Below are 22081 nucleotides of genomic sequence, written 5' to 3'. Positions count from 1 at the left end.
CACCTTGGGGTACATGGGCGCGACCACAGGACTTTGCCCCGGCGACACTCCGGTGCCGCCGGCGCTGACACAGCGACGACAGTTCTCGTGAGCCGCGCCGCCGACCGAGAGGTCGCGGCGCGCCCGAGGACTTTGACGGGAGACCGCCCGGATGCTCGACAACGAGCCCACGAACGGCGCCGAGGGCGCCGCGGGTACAACTGAAACAACCGACGCCAAGGCGGCGACGCCCCCTCCGGGGGACGGCGGGGTGCGGGTGACCACACCCGCGTCCGCCAAGGGCGCACGCCGTGCGGCTGGACCGCCCCCCGAGCCAGACGACACCGCCACCACCCCCTCCCAGCCGGTGACCACCCTCGCCGGGTCCGGTGAGGTGGGCACGGTGAAGACCTCCGTGGCCGCCGCTCCGCGCAAGCGCACCGTGCGCGCCGCCGGCAGCCCCGCGGAGGAGGCGCCCGCGCGCCGCAAGCGCTCCACCACCAGGGCCACCGCGAAGAAGGACGCCGAGGCGGCCCCGGCCGAGGAGCCCCGGACCGCCGGGCGCAAGGGCGGCAGGCGCAAGGCCGCAGAGCCCGCTCCGGCCGAGGAGGCACGGGCCGTGGAACCGAAGGCCGACGAGGCCGCCTCGTCCACGGGTACCGAGGAGGCCCCCGGGGGCGGCGGCGCCGTCTTCCAGTCGCCCACGATGCTCTTCCAACCGCCGGTCGCCCAGCAGGGCGCGCCCGCGCGGGCCGAGTCGGCCGAGGCCGAACCGGCTGAGGACGAGGAGTCCGCCGAGGAGACGGACGCCCTGGCCGAGGAGCCCGCCGAGAGCGCCGAGGCCGCCGAGGCAGCCGACACCGCCGAGGAGCGGCCGAGCCGCCGGCGCCGCCGCCGCGGGGGCCGGGGCCGGGGCCGCTCACGCACCGGTGAGGAGACCGGTGGAGAGACCGCGGAGACCGCGGGCCGGGCTGACGAGGAACGGGAGCGCGAGGGCGAGAGGACCGCGGAGGAGACCGCCGAGACCACGCCCGAACAGCCCGCCGCCGAGGAGGGCGAGCGCGGCAGCCGTCGTCGCCGCCGCCGGCGCCGCAGGGCCGGCTCCGCCACCGAGACCACCACTGACGACCCGCCCAACACCGTGGTCAAGGTGCGTGAGCCGCGCCAGGAGAAGCCGATCGAGGACGAGGTCCAGGCGGTCCGCGGCTCCACCCGGCTGGAGGCCAAGAAGCAGCGCCGCCGCGAGGGCCGTGAGCAGGGCCGCCGCCGCGCCCCGATCGTCACCGAGTCGGAGTTCCTCGCGCGCCGTGAGTCGGTCAAGCGCGACCTCGTGATCCGCCGCAACGGCGACCGCACCCAGATCGCGGTGCTGGAGGACGACGTCCTCGTCGAGCACTACGTCGACCGGGCCACCCACCGCTCCTACGTGGGCAACGTCTACCTGGGCCGGGTGCAGAACGTCCTGCCGTCCATGGAGGCCGCCTTCGTCGACATCGGCAAGGGCCGCAACGCCGTCCTGTACGCGGGCGAGGTCAACTGGGACTCCTTCGGCCTGGACGGCCAGCCCAAGCGCATCGAATCGGTCCTCAAGTCGGGCCAGTCGGTCCTGGTGCAGGTCACCAAGGACCCGATCGCGCACAAGGGCGCCCGCCTGACCAGCCAGATCAGCCTCCCGGGCCGTTACCTGGTGTACGTGCCCGGCGGTTCCATGACCGGGATCAGCCGCAAGCTCCCCGACAAGGAGCGCGCGCGTCTGAAGCAGATCCTCAAGAAGGTGATGCCGTCCGGCGCGGGCGTGATCGTGCGCACCGCCGCCGAGGGGGCCAGCGAGGAGGAGCTGGAGCGCGACATCTCGCGCCTGGCCAACCAGTGGGAGTCCATCAAGCGCAAGTCGAAGTCGGCGAGCGCTCCGTCGCTGCTCAACAGTGAGCCCGACCTCACGGTCCGAGTCGTGCGGGACGTGTTCAACGAGGACTTCTCCAGCCTGGTGGTCTCCGGCGAGGAGGCGTGGAGCACCGTTCACGAGTACGTCGACTACGTGGCGCCCAACCTGTCCGAGCGGCTCTCCCACTGGACCGAGGACCGCGACGTCTTCGCCGCCTACCGGATCGACGAACAGATCAACAAGGCCCTCGAGCGTAAGGTGTGGCTGCCCAGCGGTGGGTCGCTGATCATCGACCGCACCGAGGCCATGACCGTGGTCGACGTCAACACCGGCAAGTTCACCGGTCAGGGCGGCAACCTCGAGGAGACCGTCACCAAGAACAACCTGGAGGCGGCGGAGGAGATCGTCCGCCAGCTCCGGCTGCGCGACATCGGCGGCATCATCGTGATCGACTTCATCGACATGGTGTTGGAGTCCAACCGCGACCTCGTGCTGCGCCGCATGCTGGAGTGCCTGTCCAGGGACCGCACCAAGCACCAGGTGGCCGAGGTCACCTCGCTCGGCCTGGTGCAGATGACCCGTAAGCGGGTCGGTCAGGGGCTCCTGGAGGCCTTCTCGCACTCGTGCGACCACTGCAGCGGCCGCGGCCTGGTGCTGTCCACCGAGCCGGTGGAGGGCAAGGGCGGCAACGGCGGCCGCAAGAAGAAGAAGGGCAAGGGCGAGGCGGACCAGCCCTCCGACAAGGCCGACAAGGCCGAGAAGGCGGAGAAGCAGGACAAGGCCGAGAAGGCTGACAAGTCCGAGAAGCAGGAGCGGGCCCAGAAGGCGGAGAAGAGGGCCGACAAGGCGGAGAAGAAGGCGACGGCCGCGAAGGCCGGGATCGCCGAGGAGCCCGTCGAGCCCGCGCCCGCCGCCGAGGAACCCGCCGAACCCGCCGAGAAGCCCGCGAAGCGGACCCGGAAGCGGACCACCCGCGCCCGTAAGGGCGCCGAGGTCGCGGAGGAACCGACCGGGGACGACCGCGCCCGGACCGCTCCTGCCGGGGAGCCCGCAGGGGCCGAGCCCCAGGAGGCGGCCGAGAGGCCCGCTGCGGAGGCCGCTGAGCCGACCGAGGCGGAGCCCGAGGCCCCGGTGAAGAAGACCCGGACCAGGCGGACCACGACGCGTCGTACCGCCCGTGCGGCGGCCGAGGCGCCCGCCGAGGACACGGCCCCGGAGCCGGAGGCACCCGCCGCCGGTACCGAGGACGAGGCGGGGGAGCGCCCGAAGCGCCGTCGGACCCGGCGTACCAAGGCGGCGGCCACCTCGCCGACCGCGGTGGAGGCCGGTTAAGCCACACCCGTCGCGTCCGTCCCCCTGGGACCCTCCAGGGGGACGGACGCGCGCTGTGGATCCCCGGGGTGGTCACCCCAGGGGGTTGCCGTTCGGGCGTCGGCAGGGTGCTTCGAGTGAGTGCTGCGCCGAAGGCGTCGTTTGAGGGTGGCGGCGGGCGACGGGTGGGCGAGTCGAGCCGCGAGCGAGGAACGAGCGGCAGGCGAGGACGAGGATGAAGCATCCCTGCCTTGGGGACGCCCGAACACGGGCCAAAGCGGAGCGGAGGCCCAAAGCAAGCAGCTGTACAGTCCCGCGGCGGGTCAGTGGTAATCTGATGGGCGGTGCGTCGGCGCGCTCCGTGTGATCACGCGCCCCGACACCGAAGTGCTCTCCACGCAGGGTTTGTTTCCCTCAGATCCCCGCGCCCCGCTACAGGCGATCAGTGGATCGTGGAACGAGGCTTCTTCCCACCACGGTGGGAGCGGCCCCTTCACAGCCAGGCCTGGCACAGGCAGGGCTGACCCGGGGGCCCCGCGCGAGCGGGCCTGGACTTCCCCCGGGAATGGTCCCAGTGAGTGCATTATTCGTTGAGCGAGCAGGAAGAGAGTTACCCGGTGTACGCGATCGTGCGAGCGGGCGGCCGACAGGAGAAGGTGTCCGTCGATGACGTCCTGAACATCGACAGGGTCTCCGAGGAGGCCGGCGCCACCCTGACCTGGCAGCCCATCCTTGTCGTCGACGGTGACGACGTCATCAGCGAGGCCGACAAGCTGAGCGGGTACACGGTCACCGCCGAGGTTCTCGGTGAGACCACTGGTCCCAAGATCAACATCCTGAAGTACAAGAACAAGACCGGTTACAAGAAGCGCATGGGTCACCGCCAGAAGCACACCCAGGTGCGCGTCACCGGCATCGCGGCGAAGTAGGAGGCCTGGAGAGATGGCACACAAGAAGGGCGCTTCGTCCAGCCGTAACGGTCGTGACTCCAACGCCAAGCGGCTTGGTGTCAAGCGCTTCGGCGGTCAGACCGTTTCGGCCGGCGAGATCCTGATCCGTCAGCGCGGCACCAAGTTCCACCCGGGCGCCAACGTCGGCCGTGGTGGCGACGACACGCTGTTCGCCCTGGTCGGCGGCGAGGTCAAGTTCGCCAACTACCGCGGCCGCAAGGCCGTGAACATCGTTCCCGCCGCCGCCGAGTAGGTCACGCGCGGACGTTGTGGATTTCGGGGCGGGCCAGGGAACACTGGCCCGCCCCTCGCGTTGTCACTGGTTGACGCGTGTGGTTCGCGGTCTCCGTCGCCGGGCGGGGCCGCACGAGTAACGGGGAGAGCTATGCCTGACTTCGTCGACGAGGCGGTCTTGCACGTCAAGGCCGGGAACGGCGGGCATGGCTGTGCCTCCGTGCACCGGGAGAAGTTCAAGCCGTTGGGCGGGCCGGACGGCGGGAACGGAGGCCGCGGTGGTGACGTCGTCCTGGAGGTCGACGCCCAGACCGCCACGCTCCTGGACTACCAGCGCCGCCCCCACCGCGGCGCCCAGAACGGAACCCCCGGGCAGGGCGGCCACCGCGCCGGCGCCAACGGTGACGACCTCGTGCTCACCGTCCCCGACGGCACCGTGGTCACCCACATGGACGGCGAGGTCGTCGCCGACCTGGTCGGCCACGGGACCCGGCTCGTGTTGGCCAAGGGCGGCTCCGGCGGTCTGGGCAACGCGGCACTGGCCTCCAAGAAGCGCAAGGCGCCCGGCTTCGCCCTCAAGGGCGAGGAGGGCGAGGCCTTCGACGTGCGCCTGGAGATGAAGACCATCGCCGACGTCGGCCTGGTGGGCTTCCCCAGCGCGGGCAAGTCGTCGCTCATCGCGGCCCTCTCCGCGGCGCGGCCCAAGATCGCGGACTACCCCTTCACCACCCTCATCCCCAACCTCGGGGTGGTCGAGGCGGGCGCCGTCCAGTACGTCATCGCCGACGTGCCCGGCCTCATCCCCGGAGCCAGCGACGGTAGAGGCCTGGGCCTGGAGTTCCTGCGCCACATCGAACGCTGTTCCACGCTGCTGCACGTACTCGACTGCGCGACCTACGAGTCCGGTCGCGACCCGGTCAGCGATCTGGAGGCCCTGGAGGCCGAGCTGGTCGCCTACGGTGAGCGCACCGGCGTCGACCTGTCCGACCGCCCGCGCATCGTCGCCCTGAACAAGGTGGACGTGCCCGAGGCCCGTGAACTCGCCGAACTGGTCAGGCCGATGCTGGTCGAGCGCGGGTACCGCGTCCTGGAGGTCTCCGCCGCGTCCCGGGAGGGGCTGCGCGAGCTGTCCTTCGCCCTGGGCGAGCAGGTGGCCGCCGCCCGTGAGGCCGCTCCCGTGGCCGAGCCCACCCGGATCGTGATCCGTCCGAAGATGATCGGCGACACCCCGTTCGAGGTCGTGCCGCTGGGAGACAACGCCTTTCGTGTGCGCGGCGACAAGCCCGCCCGCTGGGTGCGTCAGACCGACTTCTCCAACGACGAGGCCGTCGGCTACCTGGCCGAGCGCCTCAACCGCCTTGGCATCGAGGAGGAGCTGGCCAAGGCCGGCGCCACCGAGGGGGCCGAGGTCTACATCGGAACCGAGGAGGACTCCGTGGTCTTCGACTGGGACCCGTCGACCGACGCCGAGGCCGTCCCGTCCGGCCCGCGCGGCACCGACACCCGGCTGGGCTGACCCGCGCGGGGACACCGCTCCACACCAGCCGGACCCACACTCAGGTACGCGCACGGCGATCGAGCCTGGAGCCGTGCCACGGATGGAAAGCCCCCGGTGGACAGCGTGAGAACCGAACACATCGACGAACTCGAGGTCGCGGGCCGCAAGGCCGTGGCGAACGCGCGGCGGGTCGTGGTCAAGGTGGGGTCGTCGTCGCTGACGACCCCCGAGGGCCGCATCGACTCCGGCCGGATCCGCGACCTCGTCGAGGTCCTGGCGGCCCGGCGCGCGCTCGGGCAGGAGGTCATCCTGGTCTCCTCCGGAGCCGTCGCCGCCGGGATGACCCCCCTCGGACTGACCCGGCGCCCGCGCGACCTGGCCTCGCAGCAGGCGGCGGCCAGCGTCGGACAGGGCCTGCTGCTGGCGTCCTACACCGCCGAGCTGGCCGGGCACGGCCTCACCGCCGCCCAGGTCCTGCTCACGGTGGAGGACATGATGCGGCGGGTGCAGCACCGTAATGCGCAGCGCACCCTGCGCCGTCTGTTGGACATCGGGGCGGTGCCGATCGTCAACGAGAACGACACCGTGGCCACCCACGAGATCCGGTTCGGCGACAACGACCGCCTCGCCGCCCTCGTCGCACACCTCCTGCGCGCGGACGCGCTCGTCCTGCTCTCCGACGTGGACGCCCTGTACGACGGCAACCCCTCCGACCCGTCCACCTCCGTGGTCGACCTCGTGCGCGGCCCCGGGGACCTGGACGGCATCGACATCGGCAGCGCGGGCAAGCGGGGTGTGGGCACCGGCGGCATGGTGACGAAGGTGGAGTCGGCGCGCATCGCCACCGAGGCGGGCGTGCAGACGGTGCTGACCTCGGCGGCCAACGCGCGCGCCGCCCTGGCGGGGGAGCGGGTGGGCACCCTCTTCGCCCCGGCCGAGGGCCGCCGCCCCTCGACCCGTCAGCTGTGGCTCGCCCACGCCACCGCCGGTCGGGGAAGCCTCGTCCTGGACCCGGGCGCGGTGGTCGCGGTCGTGAGTGAGAAGGCCTCCCTGCTGCCCGCGGGCGTGGTCAAGGTCATGGGCGACTTCAGCGCGGGCGACCCGGTGGACCTGCGCGACGAGGAGGGCACCGTGGTCGCGCGCGGTCTGGTCAACTACGACGCCTCCGAAGTCCCCGACATGATGGGTAGGTCGACGCGGTGGCTGGCCAGGGAGATGGGTCCCTCCTACGAGCGCGAACTGGTGCACCGAGACGATCTGGTGATCCTGTGACGCCTCCCTACGCCTTCCGGTGGACGGGTGCCCTGGCCCTGGCGGTCCTGTGCGTCGGGTGTGCGCCGACCGAGGCGTCCCGGACGACGGGTTCCGCGAGCGAGGAGGGGGTTCCGGAGCCGTCAGTGCCCGTCGGGCCGTTCGACTACCAGCTCGGCGGCGGCTACGAACCCGCGCCGGACGTGGTGGCGGTGGTGCGCGACTCCAGCGACGAACCCGCGCCGGACCTGTACTCGGTCTGCTACGTCAACGCGTTCCAGACCCAACCCCAGGACCTGGAGCGGTGGGTGTCGGAGCATCCCGACGCGCTGCTGCGGGACGCCGACGGCGCGTTCGTCGCCGACCCCGACTGGCCGGACGAGGTGTTGCTGGACGTGTCCACCGAGGAACGCCGAGGGGAGGTCGCCGACGTCGTCGGCCAGACGGTCGCGGACTGCGCGGAGCGGGGCTTCGACGCCGTGGAGTTCGACAACCTGGACTCCTTCACCCGTTCCGGGGGAGCCTTCGACGCCGACGACGCCCTCGCCCTGGCCGCCGAACTGGTGGAGGCGGCGCACGCCCTGGGGATGGACGCGGCCCAGAAGAACGCCGCCGAGCTGACGTACCGGGCGCACGAGCAGGCCGGGTTCGACCTGGCGGTGGCCGAGGAGTGCGTCGCCTACCAGGAGTGCTCCGCCTACACCGACGTCTACGGTGACGCCGTCCTGGCCATCGAGTACCCCGACACCCTGGACATCCCCTTCGAGGAGGCGTGCGCCGACCCGGAGTCCCCCGCCAGCACCATCCTGCGCGACCGCGATCTCGTCGTGTCCGACGAGCCCGGACACCTCTTCGAGGCCTGCTGAGGCGGACGGCGGGCCGAGGTCGTTCCACGGGCCGCCGGCACCGCCTAGGATGCCTCCTGTGAGCGAAGACACAGCGCGCGGGTCCGACCCGCACCCCCAGCACGGCCAGGTCCGTGAGATCCCCACCGAACGCAACGCGACCCGTATCGCCTACGCTCCCGAACGCGACGGTCTCGCCGACACGGGCGAGATCGTGTGGACGTGGGTCCCCTACGAGGAGGATCCCTCCCAGGGCAAGGACCGGCCGATGCTCGTCGTGGGGCGCAAGGACGGCCGACTGCACGGTCTCATGCTCTCGTCCCAGAGCCCCGAGGCGTGGGAGAGCCAGGACTGGCTGCCCATCGGCAGCGGATCCTGGGACCGCGAGGGCCGGGACTCCCACGTTCGGGTGGACCGTCTCTTCGAGTTCGAGGAGGACGGCATCCGTCGGGAGGCCGCGGTCCTGGACGAGGAGCGGTTCGGTCTGGTCGCGGACGTACTGCGGGGACGGTACGGCTGGAGCTGATCCGGTCGGGGCACGTGAACGGCCCCCGAGGGCGCCGGCGGCCAAGACCGGCGTCTTCGGGGGCCGAGTGCCAGGGGGGCGGTTCGGTCAGTGGACGGCCAGGAGGCGGGTGGGGCCGCCGGTCCCGCCCTTGGTGTTGATGACACCGACCACGGCGATGGCGCCGCACTCGGGGGCCTCGTCCATGTGCGCGGTGATCTCGAGGCCGTACTTGTTCGCGCCCAGCATCAGGATGTGGGCCTGGGGGTCGGAGACGGACTTGGGGCCCGGGTCCAGGCTCGGGCTGTCCACCGCGATGCCGGCGACGTCGCGGTGGTTCAGCAGCCAGGCGCACGCCTCGGCGCTGAACCCGGGGAAGTGGGGGATCCCGTCACTGCCGCGGTTCAGCATGTCGGCCTGGCCGCTGAGCACGCGTCGGGTCCAGCCGGAGTCCATGGCGATGAGGGCGCGCCGCGGGATGCGGCCGTAGCGCCGCTCCCAGTTCCGCAGGTCCCGCACGGTGACCTCGGCGTCCAGGTCCGTCTCGGCGCGGTCGGCGATGCGGATCACGACCAGGGGGCAGACCAGGTTCGCCGGGTCCATCTGTTCGTTGCGCAGGGCGTCGTCGTTGTCGAAGAAGTGCCAGGGGGCGTCCATGTGGGTCCCCGTGTGCTCGTCGATCTCCAGCTTGAGCGCGTTGTAGCCGTCGTCGTCCACCCACGCGGTCTGGAAGATGTTGGGCTCCAGAGCGAAGGGGGAGTAGACGGGGAAGTCGGTGTGGATGGCGTGGCTGAGGTTGGTGACCCGCAGGCGGGAGGCGGAGACGCCGTTGAGGGCCTGGGCGTAGGCGGGGTCGCTGTTGCCGACGCCCAGTGCGCCGATGCCGGTGAGGAGGGCGCCCACGGCGGCGGATCCCGTGAGCATCCGGCGTCGGCCCACCCCCGCGCTGGCGGGTCGGGCGGGGGCCGCGGGTTCGGGGGTCGTCGGTCGGGGCGCCGTCATCGTCGCGGTGTCGGCGCTGTCCTTGGCGAGACTGCTCTGGGCGTTGCGGATCAGCTCGGGTCCACACATGGGGGGCACCTCTTCCAGGTCGGCGTGTGTGCGAGTCCAGATAAGTATACGTACTCTTATGGATGAAGGAACCCTGATAGATGATTGATTTCGAGCAAACATCTGCCTTCATGTGAGAACATGGGTTCTGATGCTCAGACGCACTGACACGACCGATGGGAGTACGCGAATGAGCCTGCAGACCCGCCCGTTGGGCGACACCGGGATGGACATCACCCGGGTCGGCCTGGGTGCCTGGGCGATCGGAGGCGGTGGCTGGCGCTACTCGTGGGGGGCTCAGGACGACGCTGAGTCGATCGCCGCCATCCGCCACGCCGTCGAGAACGGCGTCAACTGGATCGACACCGCGGCCGTCTACGGTCTCGGCCACTCCGAGGAGGTGGTCGGCAAGGCCGTCGCCCCTCTCCCCGAGGCCGACCGTCCCCTCGTCTTCACCAAGTGCGGTCTGGTCTGGGACGAGGACGACCCGGGCGCGCCCCCGCACCGGATCATGCGCCCCGACAGCGTCCGTCGCGAGGTGGAGGGTTCCCTCTCCCGCCTGGGGGTGGACCGGATCGACCTGTTCCAGGTGCACTGGCCCGACACGGGCGCCTCGCTGGAGTACAGCGGGGAGGAGTCGGGCGGCCCGGCGCCCCAGGCGACCCCGATCGAGGAGTACTGGGCGGTGATGGCGGAGCTGAAGGCGGAGGGCAAGGTAGGCGCCATCGGGCTGTCCAACCACGACGTGCCGCTCCTGGAGCGGGCTGAGGCGGTCGCCCACGTCGAGGCGGTCCAGCCGCCGTTCTCCGCGATCAACCGCTCCAACGCGGGTGAGGTGGCCTGGGCGGCGAAGAACGGCACCGGTGTGATCGTCTACTCACCCATGCAGTCCGGACTGCTCACCGGGGCCTTCTCCCGGGAACGGGTCGAGGCACTGGACGCCGCCGACTGGCGGCGGGGGCACGTGGACTTCACCACCAACCTGGAGCCCAACCTCGCCCTGGCCCGGGCGCTGGAGCCCGTCGCCGAGCGGCACGGGACCACGGTCGCGGCCGTCGCGGTGGCCTGGGCGGCCGCCTGGCCCGGTGTGACCGGCGCCATCGTCGGCGCGCGCCGGCCCGCGCAGATCGACGCGTGGCTGGCCGCCGGTTCGCTGGAGTTGACCGAGGCCGATCTGTCGGAGATCGCGGAGGCCACGGTGCGCACCGGAGCGGGCGAGGGTCCGGTGACCCCGCAGGGGTAGAAGGCGTCGGTCTCCCTCCTCCGCCTCCTGGGCGGCGGAGGAGGGAGATGAGAAGAGTGCCCGTGTGGTGGAGCTCCACCACACGGGCACTCGTGTCGGGTTGGGGATCAGACGTGCTGGGTGCCCCGCACCAGCCACTCGGGGCCCTCCTGGCCCCAGCTGCCGATGATGTCGAAGAACTTCTTGAAGTGCGCTCCGTCGCAGTGCACCTGGAAGGCCTCCTCGTCCTCGTAGGCCTCGATCAGGTAGAAGCGGTTGGCGGTCTCCTCGTCCTCGACGAGGTTGAACGCCAGCGTGCCGGGCTCGTCGGCGTTCGAGTTCCGGCCGTCCTCCAGAGCGGCGGCGATGAACTCGTCGCGGTGCTCGGCGGGCACGTCGAACTTCACGGCGATGTGGTAAGCCACGATCTTTCCCTTCTGGGTCCTGCTCTGTCCTGGTGTTCCCCCGCCGAAGCCCCCGGGGAGGCGGTGGATGACGTTCCGTACGGAAGCCGATCCAGGCGGTTCATGGGATACGCTATCTTATATCTAGCAGATCTTGGTTACCTGATCGCTAATAGATGGGTATCAGGTCTCTTGGTCTTTCTGGTCTGACCCCCTGTGCCAGGCCAGTCGCATCACCGACACGTTGAGTGAGGAACTCGTGGCACAAGACCAACAAGGCGTCCGGGCGACGTCCAACCTCCTCTGGACGGCCGTGGGGCTCGTGTTGCTCGCGGTCAACCTCCGCCCGGCCATCGGAAGCGTCTCCCCCCTGCTCGGCCAGATCCAGGAGGACCTGGGCCTGTCCGGCGCGACCATCAGCCTGCTCACCACTCTCCCGGTCCTGTGTCTGGGCGTCTTCGCCCTGCTCGCCCCTGCGTTCGCCCGCAGGATCGGTGTCAACAGCGCCGTCACGCTGGCGCTGGTCCTGATCGTCATCGGCCTGGCCATCCGGTTCGTCCCGGCCGTGCCGACCCTGTTCGTCGGCACCGTCCTGGCCGGTGCCGGACTCGCCATCGGAAACGTTCTGATCCCCGCCGTGGTCAAGAGCGCCTTCCCCGACCGGATCCGCTTCTACACGGGGCTCGCCACGGCGGTCCTCAGCGGTGGCGCGGCTCTGTCCTCCGGTGTGACCGTCCCCCTGCGCGACGGCCTCGGCGTCGACTGGCCCACCGCCCTGGTGCTGTGGGCGGGGCTGGCGATCCTGGCCCTGGTCGTGTGGGTGCCCCTGGCCCTGAGCCAGGGGAAGCCGAATGGGGCGGCCGCGCCGCCCCCCGTCCTGGGCAAGCTGCTGCGTGACGCCGTCGCTTGGCAGACCACGCTCTACCTGGCGCTTCGCGCCCTGGCCTTCTTCACCGCCCTGGGGTGGCTGCCGACGATCCTCATCGACCGCGGGGCCGCCGAGGCCGGCGCCGTGCTCTCCCTGTGCATGCTGGTGAGCATCCCGGCCGCGGTGCTGGCCCCCGTGCTCTCCGGGCGAGTGCGTCCGGCGACGGTGACCGTCACGGTCGCCGTCCTGGGCGCGGTGGCCAACCTCGGACTGATCGTCCAGCCCGACCTCGCCACGTTCTGGGCCATCGTCCTCGGTCTGGCCCTGGGCGGCGGGTTCGCGATGGCGATGACCTTCATCGGTCTGCGCTCGCCCGACCCCGGCGTGGCCGCCCAGCTGTCGGGCATGGTGCAGACGGTCGGCTACGGCGTGGGCGCGGTGTGCGGTCCGCTCCTGTTCGGCCTGATCGGGTCGGTCACGGGCAGTTGGACCCCGGCCCTGGTGCTGCTGATCGTGCTCGCCCCGGTCGAGCTGGTCATCGGTCTGCTCGTCAGCCGGGACCGCAAGGTCCTGGCCTCGCGGACGAGCGAGCAGGTCGCGGCCGGAAGCTGACACCGGGCACGACACGGAAGGTCGCGGGGCACCGGATCGGGAATCCGGTGCCCCGCTTCGGTGTACGCGGTGGACGGTCAGCGGGGGGCGGCTCCGAGGTGGGCCGCGAGTTCGGCGCGGAGTCGCGCCCGGTCGTCCCCGTGCCCGTGCGCGGCGACGTAGCCGTCCGGGCGGATCAGGTGGTAACCGGTGGCTGAGCAGAGCCGGTGCTCGGTGGCGTCCCGCGGGGCCAGCGTCCGCACCGCGACCTCCGGGCGGTTCGCGATGGCTCGCGCCAGGTCCTCAGCCAACCCGGGGCGGCCCGGAGTGACGGCGAGCGTCCACCGGGGAGCGCAGACGGCGTCATCGCCGTGCCGCTCCTCGCCGCCGACGCCCAGGGCGACGGCGAGTGCGCGGGGCAGGGCGTGACCGACCCGGATGGCCCCCGGTCGGTGCTGGGACAGCAGGCAGGAGGAGGGCCACGCCGGTTCCTGCGTGCTGCGGGTGGGGGTGTACCGGAAGCGGTACCCCGCCATCACCGGGAGGTAGTGGCGCTCCATGGCCGGCTCCAGGACGCGGAACGCCGCGTCACGGGCTCCGGTCTGGAGCGGGTGCTTGAGCATCCACCCCCGGGTCTGGATGTCGGTGTCGCGCACCACCTGCCGGGCCACGTCCTTGCGTTCCTGTTCATAGGTGTAGAGCAGGGAGGGGGCGGCCTGTCCGCCGATCACGGCGGCGAGCTTCCAGGCGATGTTCTGCGCGTCCTGCATGCCGGTGTTGAGCCCCTGGCCGCCCGCCGGGCTGTGCACGTGGGCGGCGTCGCCGGCCAGGAAGACCCGGCCCCTCTGGAAGTCGTCGGCGTGCCTGCGGTGGACGCGGAAGACCGACTCCCACACGGGGTCGACCAGGCGTACGCCGCCGGGACCCTGCTCGTCCGCGATCCGCTGGAGGAGCGCCACGCTCACCTTCTCTCCCGGGGGGAGGCTGGCGAAGAACCGGAACACCCCGTCGGGGAGGGCGACGATGACCAGCGCGCCCTGCGGTGACTGGTAGTAGAGGGCCTCGTCGGTGGGCAGGTCGCCCTCGATGCGGCAGTCGACGAGGGCGAACGCCGACTCGTAGGTGCTGCCGCTGAACCCGGTGCCGATCTGCGCCCGCACGGCGCTGCCCGCGCCGTCCGCTCCGATGACGAAGGGCGCGCGGTAGCGCTCCACGGTTCCGTCGGCGTGCTCCAGGATCGCGGTCACCCCGTCGGTGGCCGTGACGTCCCCGGAGAAGTCCATTCCGTCGAAGGCGAGCAGCCGCACACCGCGTTCGACCCGACCGCCGAGTTCCAGCAGCCGTTCGTGGAGGACGCGCTCGGTCTCGCTCTGCGGCAGGCACAGCGGCGTCAGGTGTTCGGGGAAGGTGAACGAGGCCAGCGGCGCGCCCGAGGAGTAGTAGCGGAACGTGTTGATGTCGATGCCGGCCTTCCTGGCCGCGTCGAGCGAACCGAGGTCCTCCAGCATGTCGAGCGTGCGCGGCCAGAGCAGGAGGGCCTTGGGGAAGGGGGACGCCTCGGCCGCCCGGTCGACGAGCCGCACGCGTACCCCCCGTCGCAGGAGTTCGCATGCCGCGGTCAGTCCCACGGGGCCGGCGCCGACCACCAGGACGTCGGCTGGGTCGGCCGGAGGGCGGGGCTCACTGGCTGCGGTGCTGTCATCACTGGTCAACGGCATTTCGGTGGGCTCCGATCGATCGGGTGTCGATGTCCGGTCAGGGGCTTCCTCGCTCCCGCCGTCGCCATAAGATTGACGATGATAGTAAGATACCTTATACTCCTACGCGAGTAGATGCTCATAAGTAATCGATCGAGGGGCAAGGGAATGGCGATCGACGCAACGGAACGACAGGGGGCTCAGGCCGCCCTGACCAGGGGGCAGGGGGCCGCCACGCTCGTGGCCGTCGCCCTGGCCAGCGTGATGCTGCCGCTCGCCGTGACTGCTCCGGCGGTGGCACTCACCCAGCTCGCGGCCGAACTGGATGCCAGTGTCGGGCAGGCCCAGTGGGTGCAGAACGCTTACAACGTCACCTTCGCGGCGTTCATGCTCGCCGCGGGCGGTCTGGCCGACCGGTTCGGCCGCCGCAGGATCCTCGTCATCGGTGTCGTGGTGTTCATGGCCATGGCCGCGGTCATCGGACTGTCCTCGAACATCATCGTCATCGACGTGGCCAGGGCGGTGCAGGGCGTCGGGGCCGCGGGAATCCTCACCAGCGGCGCCGCGGTCCTCGCCGACGGGTTCCGGGGCGCGGCCAGGGCACGCGCCTTCGGGGTCCTGGGCAGCTCCTTCGGATTCGGCCTGGCACTGGGGCCGCTCGTCGCGGGCGTGCTGGTCAACATCGCGAGCTGGCGCGCGGTCTTCCTGATGAACGTCGTGCTCGGCGTCATCGTGCTCCTCCTGGTCCGCGCCATCCGGGAGTCGCGCGACCCCGAGGCGACCAGCGTGGACTGGGGCGGCGTCATCACGTTCAGCGCCAGCCTCTTCCTGCTGTCACTGGCGTTCGTCCAGGGTGCCGAGGCTGGGTGGCTCAGCCTGAGCACGATCGGCGCGGTCGTCGGTTTCGTCGCCTTCCTCGCGGCCTTCATCGTCGTGGAGTCGCGGGTCCGGCGGCCCATGTTCGACCTCGCGCTCTTCCGCCGCCCGACCTTCGTCGTGGTGGTCTGCCAGCCCTTCACCATCACCTTCGGATTCGTGGTCCTGCTCGTCTACCTGCCGCCCTTCTTCCAGGGCGTGGGCGGTTTCGGCTCGACGGAGGCGGGTGCGCTGCTCCTCCCCCTGACCCTGCCGGTGCTGCTCCTGCCACTGGTGGCCGGACAGATCGCCGCCAAGGCTCCCCTGCGCGTCATGCTCGCCCTCAGCTCACTGCTGATCGCCGGTGGCTCCCTGTGGCTGATGGTCCTCGAACCGGGCCAGTCCTGGACCGCCCTCATCGCCCCCCTGGCCCTGTTCGGCATCGGTGTGGGCAGCGCGTTCGGGGTCATGGACAACGCCGCCGTCAGCACGGTGGAGGTCGAACGCGCCGGTATGGCCTCCGGGATCTTCAACACCATGCGCATCACCGGCGAGAGCGTGGCCATCGCGGGGGCGGGGTCACTGCTGACCAGCCTGTCGCTGCGCTCGCTCGACCTGCCCTTCGCCACGGCCGAACAGGAGCGGACCCTCGCGGGAGAGGCCACCCAGGGGCGGCTGGACACCGGGCTGGCCCAGTTGGCCGCCGACGAGCGCGAACCCGCGCTGGAGGCGATCTCGGCCAGCCTCACCTCGGCCATGCACACCACGTTCCTCGGACTGGCGGTCCTCGCCCTGGCCGGAGCGGTGGTGACGTTCCTCATCGTCAAGGAACGAGAACTCCGCAAGACCGACTAGACCCATTTCCCATCCTTTCGGGCGAATCCGTCCACCACACCAAAGAATGGAGACACTTCACATGCGATACCGCTATCTGGGAGACACGGGGCTGTCCGTCTCCGAGCTGTGCTACGGCTCGTTCAATTTCGGAGGGAGCGCCAAGTTCCTGGGAGCGCCCGACAGGGACTGGGCCGAGTTCGGCACGGTCGACGACGATGACGTCTTCGCCCTCATCAACACGGCTCTGGACGCCGGGATCAACTTCTTCGACACCGCGGACGTGTACAAGAACGGCATGGGCGAGGAGTTCCTCGGCGCCGCGCTCAAGAAGGTCCGCGACCGGGTCGTGATCGGGACCAAGGGCCGCTGGCGCATCACGGACGACCCCAACGACCTGGGTGCCTCCCGCCACCACCTGTACGCCGCCGTCGAGGCGAGTCTGCGCCGCCTGAACACCGACTACATCGACCTCTACCACATCCACGGGTTCGACCCCCGGACCTCCCTGGACGAGACCCTGCGCGCCCTGGACGACCTGATCCGGGCGGGCAAGATCCGCTACATCGGTGTGTCCAACTTCGCCGCCTGGCATCTGATGAAGGCGCTGTCGGTCTCCGAGCTGCGCGGCCTGTCCCGGTTCGTCTGCTACCAGGGCTACTACAACCTGGCCGCTCGCGACCTGGAGCGGGAGATCGTGCCGCTGGCCGTGGACCAGAAGGTCGGCATCACCGCCTGGAGCCCGCTCGCGGGCGGTTTCCTCACCGGTAAGTACAAGCGCGGTGAGCGCCCCGAGGGCAGCCGCCTGGCGAACGCCACCGCGGCCGAGTCCGCCCCGCTCACCGACGAGGAGCAGGCGCACGACATCGTCGACGCGCTTCGGGAGATCGCCGAGAAGCGGGACGCGAGCATCGCCCAGGCCGCCGTGAACTGGCTGCTGGCCAAGCCCGGCGTCACCTCGGCCGTCATCGGCGCGAGCAAGCCGCACCAGCTGGAGGACAACCTCAAGGCGATGGAGTGGACGCTCACCGAGGAGGAGGTGGCCCGGCTCGACGAGGTGAGTGAGACGCCGGCTCCCTACCCCTACTGGCACATCCGCACCGTCGGCGCCGACCGCAAGGTCGCCGGGGACGTCTACCCCTAGTCGGTGCCTGTTCCGGGCCCGCCGCCTCGGCTTCGGCCCGCCCCCGCCCGTCACCGCCCGGGGCGGCTCCGCGGCGGGCGGGCACCCTCAGCGGTACCGGGGATCGGACCGCCCGTCCGACGGCGGCCGGGGGCGAACCCCCGGTGGGACGCCGCGCACGACCCTGCCCCGTCCACTGCTCCACGCTCCAGGGGAGGCCGCTCCGCCCCAGCGGCCTCCCCGCCTCCCAGGTCCACGAGCAAGAGGAATGTGAGACACACCATGCAGATGCCTACGCAGCGCCTCCTCGACGTCGACACCTCGGTCGACCGAGCCGACGACCCGAGCCTGGACTACGCACGCACCCTCGACCGCGCCTTCGTCCACCGGGAGTCCCTCGCGGAGGTCTTCGTCACCGACACCCAGTCCCTGGGCGGCGACGCCCACGCGGCGGCGGCCCAGCTCCCCCGGTCGCACGCCTACTTCGGTGACCACCTGCTGAGCCCCCGCCTCCACGACCCGGTGCTGCTGCTCGAAGCGTGCCGACAGGTGGGCCTGGCCATCGCCCACTCCCACTACGGGGTGCCGTTCGACCACAAGTTCGTCCTCACCACCCTGGGCGTCAGCATCACCCGGCCGGACCGGATGGTCGTGGGGCCCCTGCCCTGCGCGCTCAAGATGCTCTGCTCGGTCGAGGACAAGCGGGTCAAGGAGGGGCGCGTGGTCGGATACGACTGCCGCTTCCGCCTCTTCGTCGACGGGGCCGAGGTCGGCAGCGCCGTCGTGGGCCTGCGCTTCAAGTCCCCCGAGAGCTACGGCAAACTGAGGCTGAGCAACCGGTCGGGCGCCCCGGTGCCCTCCACCGCGACCTTCGAGTTCGCCGTCGCCGGAGAGGCCCCCGCCCCCTACCTGGTGGGACGGGGCAACAGCGACAACGTGGTGCTGGCCGGACTCGGCACGGACGTGGACGTCACCTCCGCCTCCCTGCGGGTACTGCCGCAGCACCCGAGCATGTTCGACCACGCCCAGGACCACCTCCCGGGCATGGTCCTGGCCGAGGCCGGGCGCCAGCTGGCCCTCAACGCACTCCTCGAGACCAGGGGGGCCTCACCGGCCAAGACCTACCCCGCCGAGATCATCGCGTCCTTCAGCAGTTTCGGAGAGTTGGAGCCCCGCACCGACCTCCTCGCCCGGGTCGTACCGGCGGAGGAGGCCGGCACGGACGTCTACTACACCCAGGGCGGGACGGTGGAGTACCCGACCACCTCCGACTCCGCCACCGGCCCGATCCCCGTCGAGGTGGACGTCCGTCAGCGGGACGAGTCGATCTGCCGGCTGGACATCGGACTCGTCCGCCTGCCCTCCTGACCCGGACCGACGGTACGAACGCCACTTCCACAGGCAGGAGAGACGCACATGGCCGCCAGCGGCGGAGCGCCCGGTACGGGGGCACGGACACCGAGCATCGCCTTCTTCGACGTGGACGAGACACTCATCTCCCCCAAGAGCATGTTCTCGTTCCTGGAGTTCTACTTCCACAACAGCGCCCGCCCGCCCGGCGCCTACGAACGGGTCGTGGCCGAGCTGCGTGAGGCGGCGGCGCAGGGGGCGCCCCGCCAGGACGTCAACCGCCGCTACTACCGGCTGATGAGGGGCGAGTCCGCCCACCGCCTGCGGGCGATGGGCCGGGAGTGGTTCGCCGCCAGGTCCCTCGAACCGGGTTTCTGGCACTACCCGGTGGTGGAGCGACTGCGCCGACACCGTGCCGCGGGCGATCTGGTCGTCCTGCTGTCGGGGTCCTTCTTCGCCTGCCTGGAGCCGATCCGCGAGACCGTCGGGGCGCACTGGGCCCTCGGCACCCGACCCGCCCTGCGCGGATCCCAGCTCACCGGTGAGGTCCTGGTGCCGATGATCGGCGCCACCAAGGGGACGGCGGCCCGGGCGGCCGCCGCCGTACGCGGGGTCCGCCCCGCCGACTGCACCGCCTACGGCGACCACTCCAGCGACCTGCCGCTGCTGTCGGCTGTGGGGCACCCGGTCGCCGTCGGCCATGACCCCGTACTCGGCGCGCACGCCGACGCGCACGGGTGGGAGCGCATCAGACTCACCGTCGCCCCCTCGCCGACCGACAGAGCCGCCGTGTAGGCGGAGCGCGCCGTCCCGTCGGGAGGGAATCCGCGGCTTTGGCCGACCGCTCCCCGACAGGGCGAGGCGACCGCCCTGGCCGGGCTCGGGACGGCCCGGCCAGGAGCGTCATCCACAGCCCAGCAAGAAGGAGACAGCACGATGACGATCGCCATCCTCGGTACGGGCTCCTATCTTCCGGCCGAAGTGGTCGGCAACGATCTGATCGCGAGCACGGCCGGTGTGGACGATGAGTGGATCCGCCGTAAGACGGGGATCCGGGAGCGCAGACGCGCCGCGCCGGACCAGGCCACCTCCGACCTCGCGGCCGAGGCGGGCCGCCGGGCGCTGGCCCAGGCGGGCGTCCCCGCCGAACGGCTCGCCTACATCATCGTCGCCACGTCCACCCCCGACCACCCCCAACCGGCGACGGCCAGCATCACCCAGCACCTGCTCGGCGCCCACCGCGCCGCCGCCTTCGACGTGAACTCCGTGTGCAGCGGGTTCGTCTACGCCCTCTCTGTGGCCGAGCACCTGCTGCGTCCCCACGCCGAGGCCTACGCGCTGGTCATCGGGGGCGACATCTACTCCCGCATCCTCGACTACGGCGACCGGAAGACCGCCCCCCTGTTCGGCGACGGCGCGGGAGCCGTCGTCCTGGGGCCCGCCTACGACCGCGACGGCGTCCTGGGCGCCCAGCTGAGCACCGACGGCGACCACCACGACCTGATCCGGGTTCCCGCGGGAGGCTCGCGGATGCCCGCCTCCGCGGCGACCCTGGGCGGGGGAGAGCACTTCTTCAAGATGGAGGGGCGGGGCGTACGCGACTACGTCGTCCGGCGTCTGCCCGAGACCATCCACCGGACACTCGAGAGCCTGGGGGTGGCCAGCGACGAGGTTCGCCACTTCGTCCCCCACCAGGCGAACGGAGCCATGCTCTCCGACATCTGGCCCTCGCTCGGCCTCGACTACGCCCACATGCACCTCACCGTCGACACGCAGGGCAACACCGGGGCGGGGTCGATCCCCGTGGCCCTGGACACGGTCCACCGGTCAGGGGTGCTCCAGGAGGACGACCTCGTCCTGCTCGCCGGGTTCGGCGGAGGGATGAGCGTGGGTCTCGCCCTCGTACGGTGGAGCCCGATCCCCCTGACCCCGGCCCCCGTCCATCAGGCCGTCCCCCTGGGCGCGGCGGCCCCGGCCTCCGCGTCCGTGTGATGTCCGCCTCCAGCGACGCGCGTCGGCGCGTCACGGAACTGGCCCGGCTCCACGAGCGGGTCCGGGAGGGCGACGAGGCCGCCACCCGACGCCAGCACGACAAGGGCAAGCTCACCGTCCGGGAACGGATCGACCTGCTCTTCGACAAGGGCACCTTCGTCGAGGTCGAGCCGCTGCGCCGGCACCGGGCCACCGGGTTCGGGTTGGCGGACAGACGCCCCCACACCGACGGGGTCGTCACTGGTTGGGGGCGTGTGCACGACCGGCAGGTGTTCGTGTTCGCGCACGACTTCCGGCTGTTCGGCGGAGCGCTCGGCGAGGCCCACGCGCAGAAGATCCACAAGATCCAGGACATGGCGCTCAAGGCCGGGTGCCCGATCGTCGGTCTCAACGACGGCGCGGGCGCCCGCATCCAGGAGGGCGTGGTCGCGCTCGCCGGGTACGGCGGGATCTTCCAGCGCAACGTCCGGTCCTCGGGGGTGGTTCCGCAGATCAGTGTCATGCTCGGCCCGTGTGCCGGCGGGGCGGTCTACTCGCCCGCGCTCACCGACTTCGTGTTCATGGTGCGCGGAACCTCGCAGATGTTCATCACCGGTCCCGACGTCGTGCAGGCCGTCACCGGGGAGGAGATCACCGCGGACGGCTTGGGCGGGGCCGACGTGCACGCCCTGCGCTCGGGCGCGGCGGGCATGGTCTACGACGACGAGGAGTCGTGCCTGGCCGATGTGCGGTTCCTGCTGTCGCTGCTGCCCGCCAACAACCGGCAGGTGGCCCCGTCCTACTACAGCGAGGACCCCGTCGACCGGGTCTCGGAGGGGCTGGTGGACATCGTGCCCGCCGACACCCGGCGGTCCTACGACGTGCGGGACGTGGTCCGGGAGGTCGTCGACGACGGCGACTTCTTCGAGACCCACGAGCGGTGGGCGCCCAACATCGTGGTCGGGCTCGCCCACATCGGGGGCCGGCTCGTGGGCGTGGTCGCCAACCAGCCCTCGGTCCTGGCCGGGGCGATGGACATCGACGCCTCCGAGAAGGGCGCCCGTTTCGTTCAGATGTGCGACGCCTTCAACATCCCGCTCGTGACCTTCGTCGACGTGCCGGGCTTCCTGCCCGGAAGGGAGCAGGAACACGAGGGGATCATCCGGCACGGGGCGAAGCTGCTGTACGCGTACTGCGACGCGACCGTGCCCCGGATCCAGGTGATCCTGCGCAAGGCCTACGGCGGCGCCTACATCGTCATGGACTCGCTGTCCATCGGCGCTGACCTGTCCTACGCCTGGCCCACGAACGAGATCGCGGTCATGGGCGCCCAGGGCGCCGCCGACGTCGTCTTCCGCCGTGAGATCGCGGCCTCCGACGATCCGGAGGCGACCCGCGCGGAGCGGATCCGCCAGTACGAGGAGGAGCTCATGCACCCCTTCTACGCCGCCGAGCGCGGACTGGTCGACGACGTGATCGACCCGGCCCGGACCCGGCAGGTCCTGGCCGGGTCGCTGGAGGCGCTCAGCGCCAAGCACGCGGAGGGCCCCAGCCGCAAACACGGCAATCCGCCGATGTGACCGGGTGTCCGCCGCGTCCCCACCGTCCGGGGGCGCGGCGGACACCCCGCCTTCCCGTCCCCCTCACACCGACACCGC

Annotated in this window: 18 protein-coding genes; 15 read left to right on the top strand and 3 right to left on the bottom strand. The window is 71.2% G+C overall.

The annotated features are described in order from the left end of the window. Positions 1-151: 151 nt before the first annotated feature. The 7 genes from KIK06_RS14510 (at position 152) to KIK06_RS14480 (ending at position 8479) form a co-directional block, all read left to right on the top strand. Positions 152-3196 carry a ribonuclease E/G gene (locus KIK06_RS14510; RefSeq protein ID WP_268643535.1) on the top strand — a complete coding sequence of 1015 codons (3045 nt, stop codon included), beginning with the start codon at positions 152-154 and terminating at the stop codon, positions 3194-3196. A 596-nt stretch (positions 3197-3792) separates the two neighbouring features. Continuing rightward, complete coding sequence (rplU, locus tag KIK06_RS14505) at positions 3793-4104, top strand: 50S ribosomal protein L21 (protein WP_017597785.1); 312 nt, start codon at positions 3793-3795, stop codon at positions 4102-4104. 13 nt (positions 4105-4117) lie between these two features. Beyond that, entirely contained in the window at positions 4118-4378 is a 261-nt protein-coding gene (gene rpmA / locus KIK06_RS14500; RefSeq protein WP_017597786.1) for a 50S ribosomal protein L27, read from the top strand. Positions 4379-4510: 132 nt separating this feature from the next. Beyond that, positions 4511-5875, top strand: coding sequence for a GTPase ObgE (gene obgE, locus KIK06_RS14495; RefSeq protein ID WP_268643534.1), 1365 nt, complete (start codon positions 4511-4513; stop codon positions 5873-5875). A gap of 96 nt (positions 5876-5971) precedes the next feature. Beyond that, a complete protein-coding gene (proB, locus tag KIK06_RS14490) occupies positions 5972-7129 on the top strand; it encodes a glutamate 5-kinase (protein WP_268643533.1) in 1158 nt (385 codons plus the stop codon). Further along, the gene (locus KIK06_RS14485) at positions 7126-7974 is read left to right on the top strand and encodes an endo alpha-1,4 polygalactosaminidase (protein ID WP_268643532.1); all 849 of its coding nucleotides are present in this window, start codon (positions 7126-7128) and stop codon (positions 7972-7974) included. Before proB ends, KIK06_RS14485 begins: the two co-directional genes overlap by 4 nt. Before the next feature lie 58 nt (positions 7975-8032). Next, complete coding sequence (locus KIK06_RS14480) at positions 8033-8479, top strand: type II toxin-antitoxin system PemK/MazF family toxin (protein ID WP_017597790.1); 447 nt, start codon at positions 8033-8035, stop codon at positions 8477-8479. Between the two features lie 87 nt (positions 8480-8566). Here the strand turns inward: KIK06_RS14480 and KIK06_RS14475 are convergent, their stop codons facing one another. Next, positions 8567-9529, bottom strand: coding sequence for a cyclase family protein (locus KIK06_RS14475; RefSeq protein WP_268643531.1), 963 nt, complete (start codon positions 9527-9529; stop codon positions 8567-8569). Positions 9530-9698: 169 nt separating this feature from the next. On the opposite strand from KIK06_RS14475, the gene KIK06_RS14470 reads away from it, so the two are divergent. Beyond that, entirely contained in the window at positions 9699-10751 is a 1053-nt protein-coding gene (locus KIK06_RS14470) for an aldo/keto reductase (protein WP_017597792.1), read from the top strand. A 107-nt stretch (positions 10752-10858) separates the two neighbouring features. Here KIK06_RS14470 and KIK06_RS14465 read toward each other — a convergent pair whose 3' ends face one another. Further along, positions 10859-11155 (bottom strand): putative quinol monooxygenase, encoded by a 297-nt coding sequence (locus KIK06_RS14465; RefSeq protein WP_017597793.1) that lies wholly within the window; start codon positions 11153-11155, stop codon positions 10859-10861. Between the two features lie 238 nt (positions 11156-11393). Between KIK06_RS14465 and KIK06_RS14460 the strand changes: the two genes are divergently transcribed. Further along, complete coding sequence (locus tag KIK06_RS14460; RefSeq protein WP_040688550.1) at positions 11394-12614, top strand: CynX/NimT family MFS transporter; 1221 nt, start codon at positions 11394-11396, stop codon at positions 12612-12614. A gap of 77 nt (positions 12615-12691) precedes the next feature. On the opposite strand, the gene KIK06_RS14455 is transcribed toward KIK06_RS14460, so the two are convergent. After that, positions 12692-14311, bottom strand: a complete 1620-nt coding sequence (locus KIK06_RS14455) for an FAD-dependent monooxygenase (RefSeq protein ID WP_268643530.1) — start codon at positions 14309-14311, stop codon at positions 12692-12694. Positions 14312-14458: 147 nt separating this feature from the next. Between KIK06_RS14455 and KIK06_RS14450 the strand changes: the two genes are divergently transcribed. The 6 genes from KIK06_RS14450 (at position 14459) to KIK06_RS14425 (ending at position 22003) form a co-directional block, all read left to right on the top strand. Further along, on the top strand, positions 14459-16000 hold the full coding sequence (locus KIK06_RS14450; RefSeq protein ID WP_268643529.1) for an MFS transporter: 1542 nt from the start codon (positions 14459-14461) through the stop codon (positions 15998-16000). Between the two features lie 61 nt (positions 16001-16061). Continuing rightward, the gene (locus tag KIK06_RS14445) at positions 16062-17123 is read left to right on the top strand and encodes an aldo/keto reductase (RefSeq protein WP_017597797.1); all 1062 of its coding nucleotides are present in this window, start codon (positions 16062-16064) and stop codon (positions 17121-17123) included. A gap of 261 nt (positions 17124-17384) precedes the next feature. Beyond that, on the top strand, positions 17385-18470 hold the full coding sequence (locus tag KIK06_RS14440) for a ScbA/BarX family gamma-butyrolactone biosynthesis protein (RefSeq protein WP_268643528.1): 1086 nt from the start codon (positions 17385-17387) through the stop codon (positions 18468-18470). Positions 18471-18518: 48 nt separating this feature from the next. Beyond that, entirely contained in the window at positions 18519-19247 is a 729-nt protein-coding gene (locus KIK06_RS14435) for an HAD family hydrolase (protein WP_268643526.1), read from the top strand. A 141-nt stretch (positions 19248-19388) separates the two neighbouring features. After that, positions 19389-20444 carry a 3-oxoacyl-ACP synthase III family protein gene (locus KIK06_RS14430; RefSeq protein ID WP_268643524.1) on the top strand — a complete coding sequence of 352 codons (1056 nt, stop codon included), beginning with the start codon at positions 19389-19391 and terminating at the stop codon, positions 20442-20444. Continuing rightward, positions 20444-22003 carry an acyl-CoA carboxylase subunit beta gene (locus KIK06_RS14425; RefSeq protein ID WP_268643523.1) on the top strand — a complete coding sequence of 520 codons (1560 nt, stop codon included), beginning with the start codon at positions 20444-20446 and terminating at the stop codon, positions 22001-22003. Before KIK06_RS14430 ends, KIK06_RS14425 begins: the two co-directional genes overlap by 1 nt. Positions 22004-22081: the final 78 nt, after the last annotated feature.

Source organism: Nocardiopsis sp. EMB25, assembly GCF_026797795.1.
In the GTDB taxonomy this organism is placed as follows: domain Bacteria; phylum Actinomycetota; class Actinomycetes; order Streptosporangiales; family Streptosporangiaceae; genus Nocardiopsis; species Nocardiopsis lucentensis.
The sequence above is the reverse complement of the archived record's forward strand: the minus strand, read 5'-3'. Positions and strand labels throughout refer to the sequence as shown.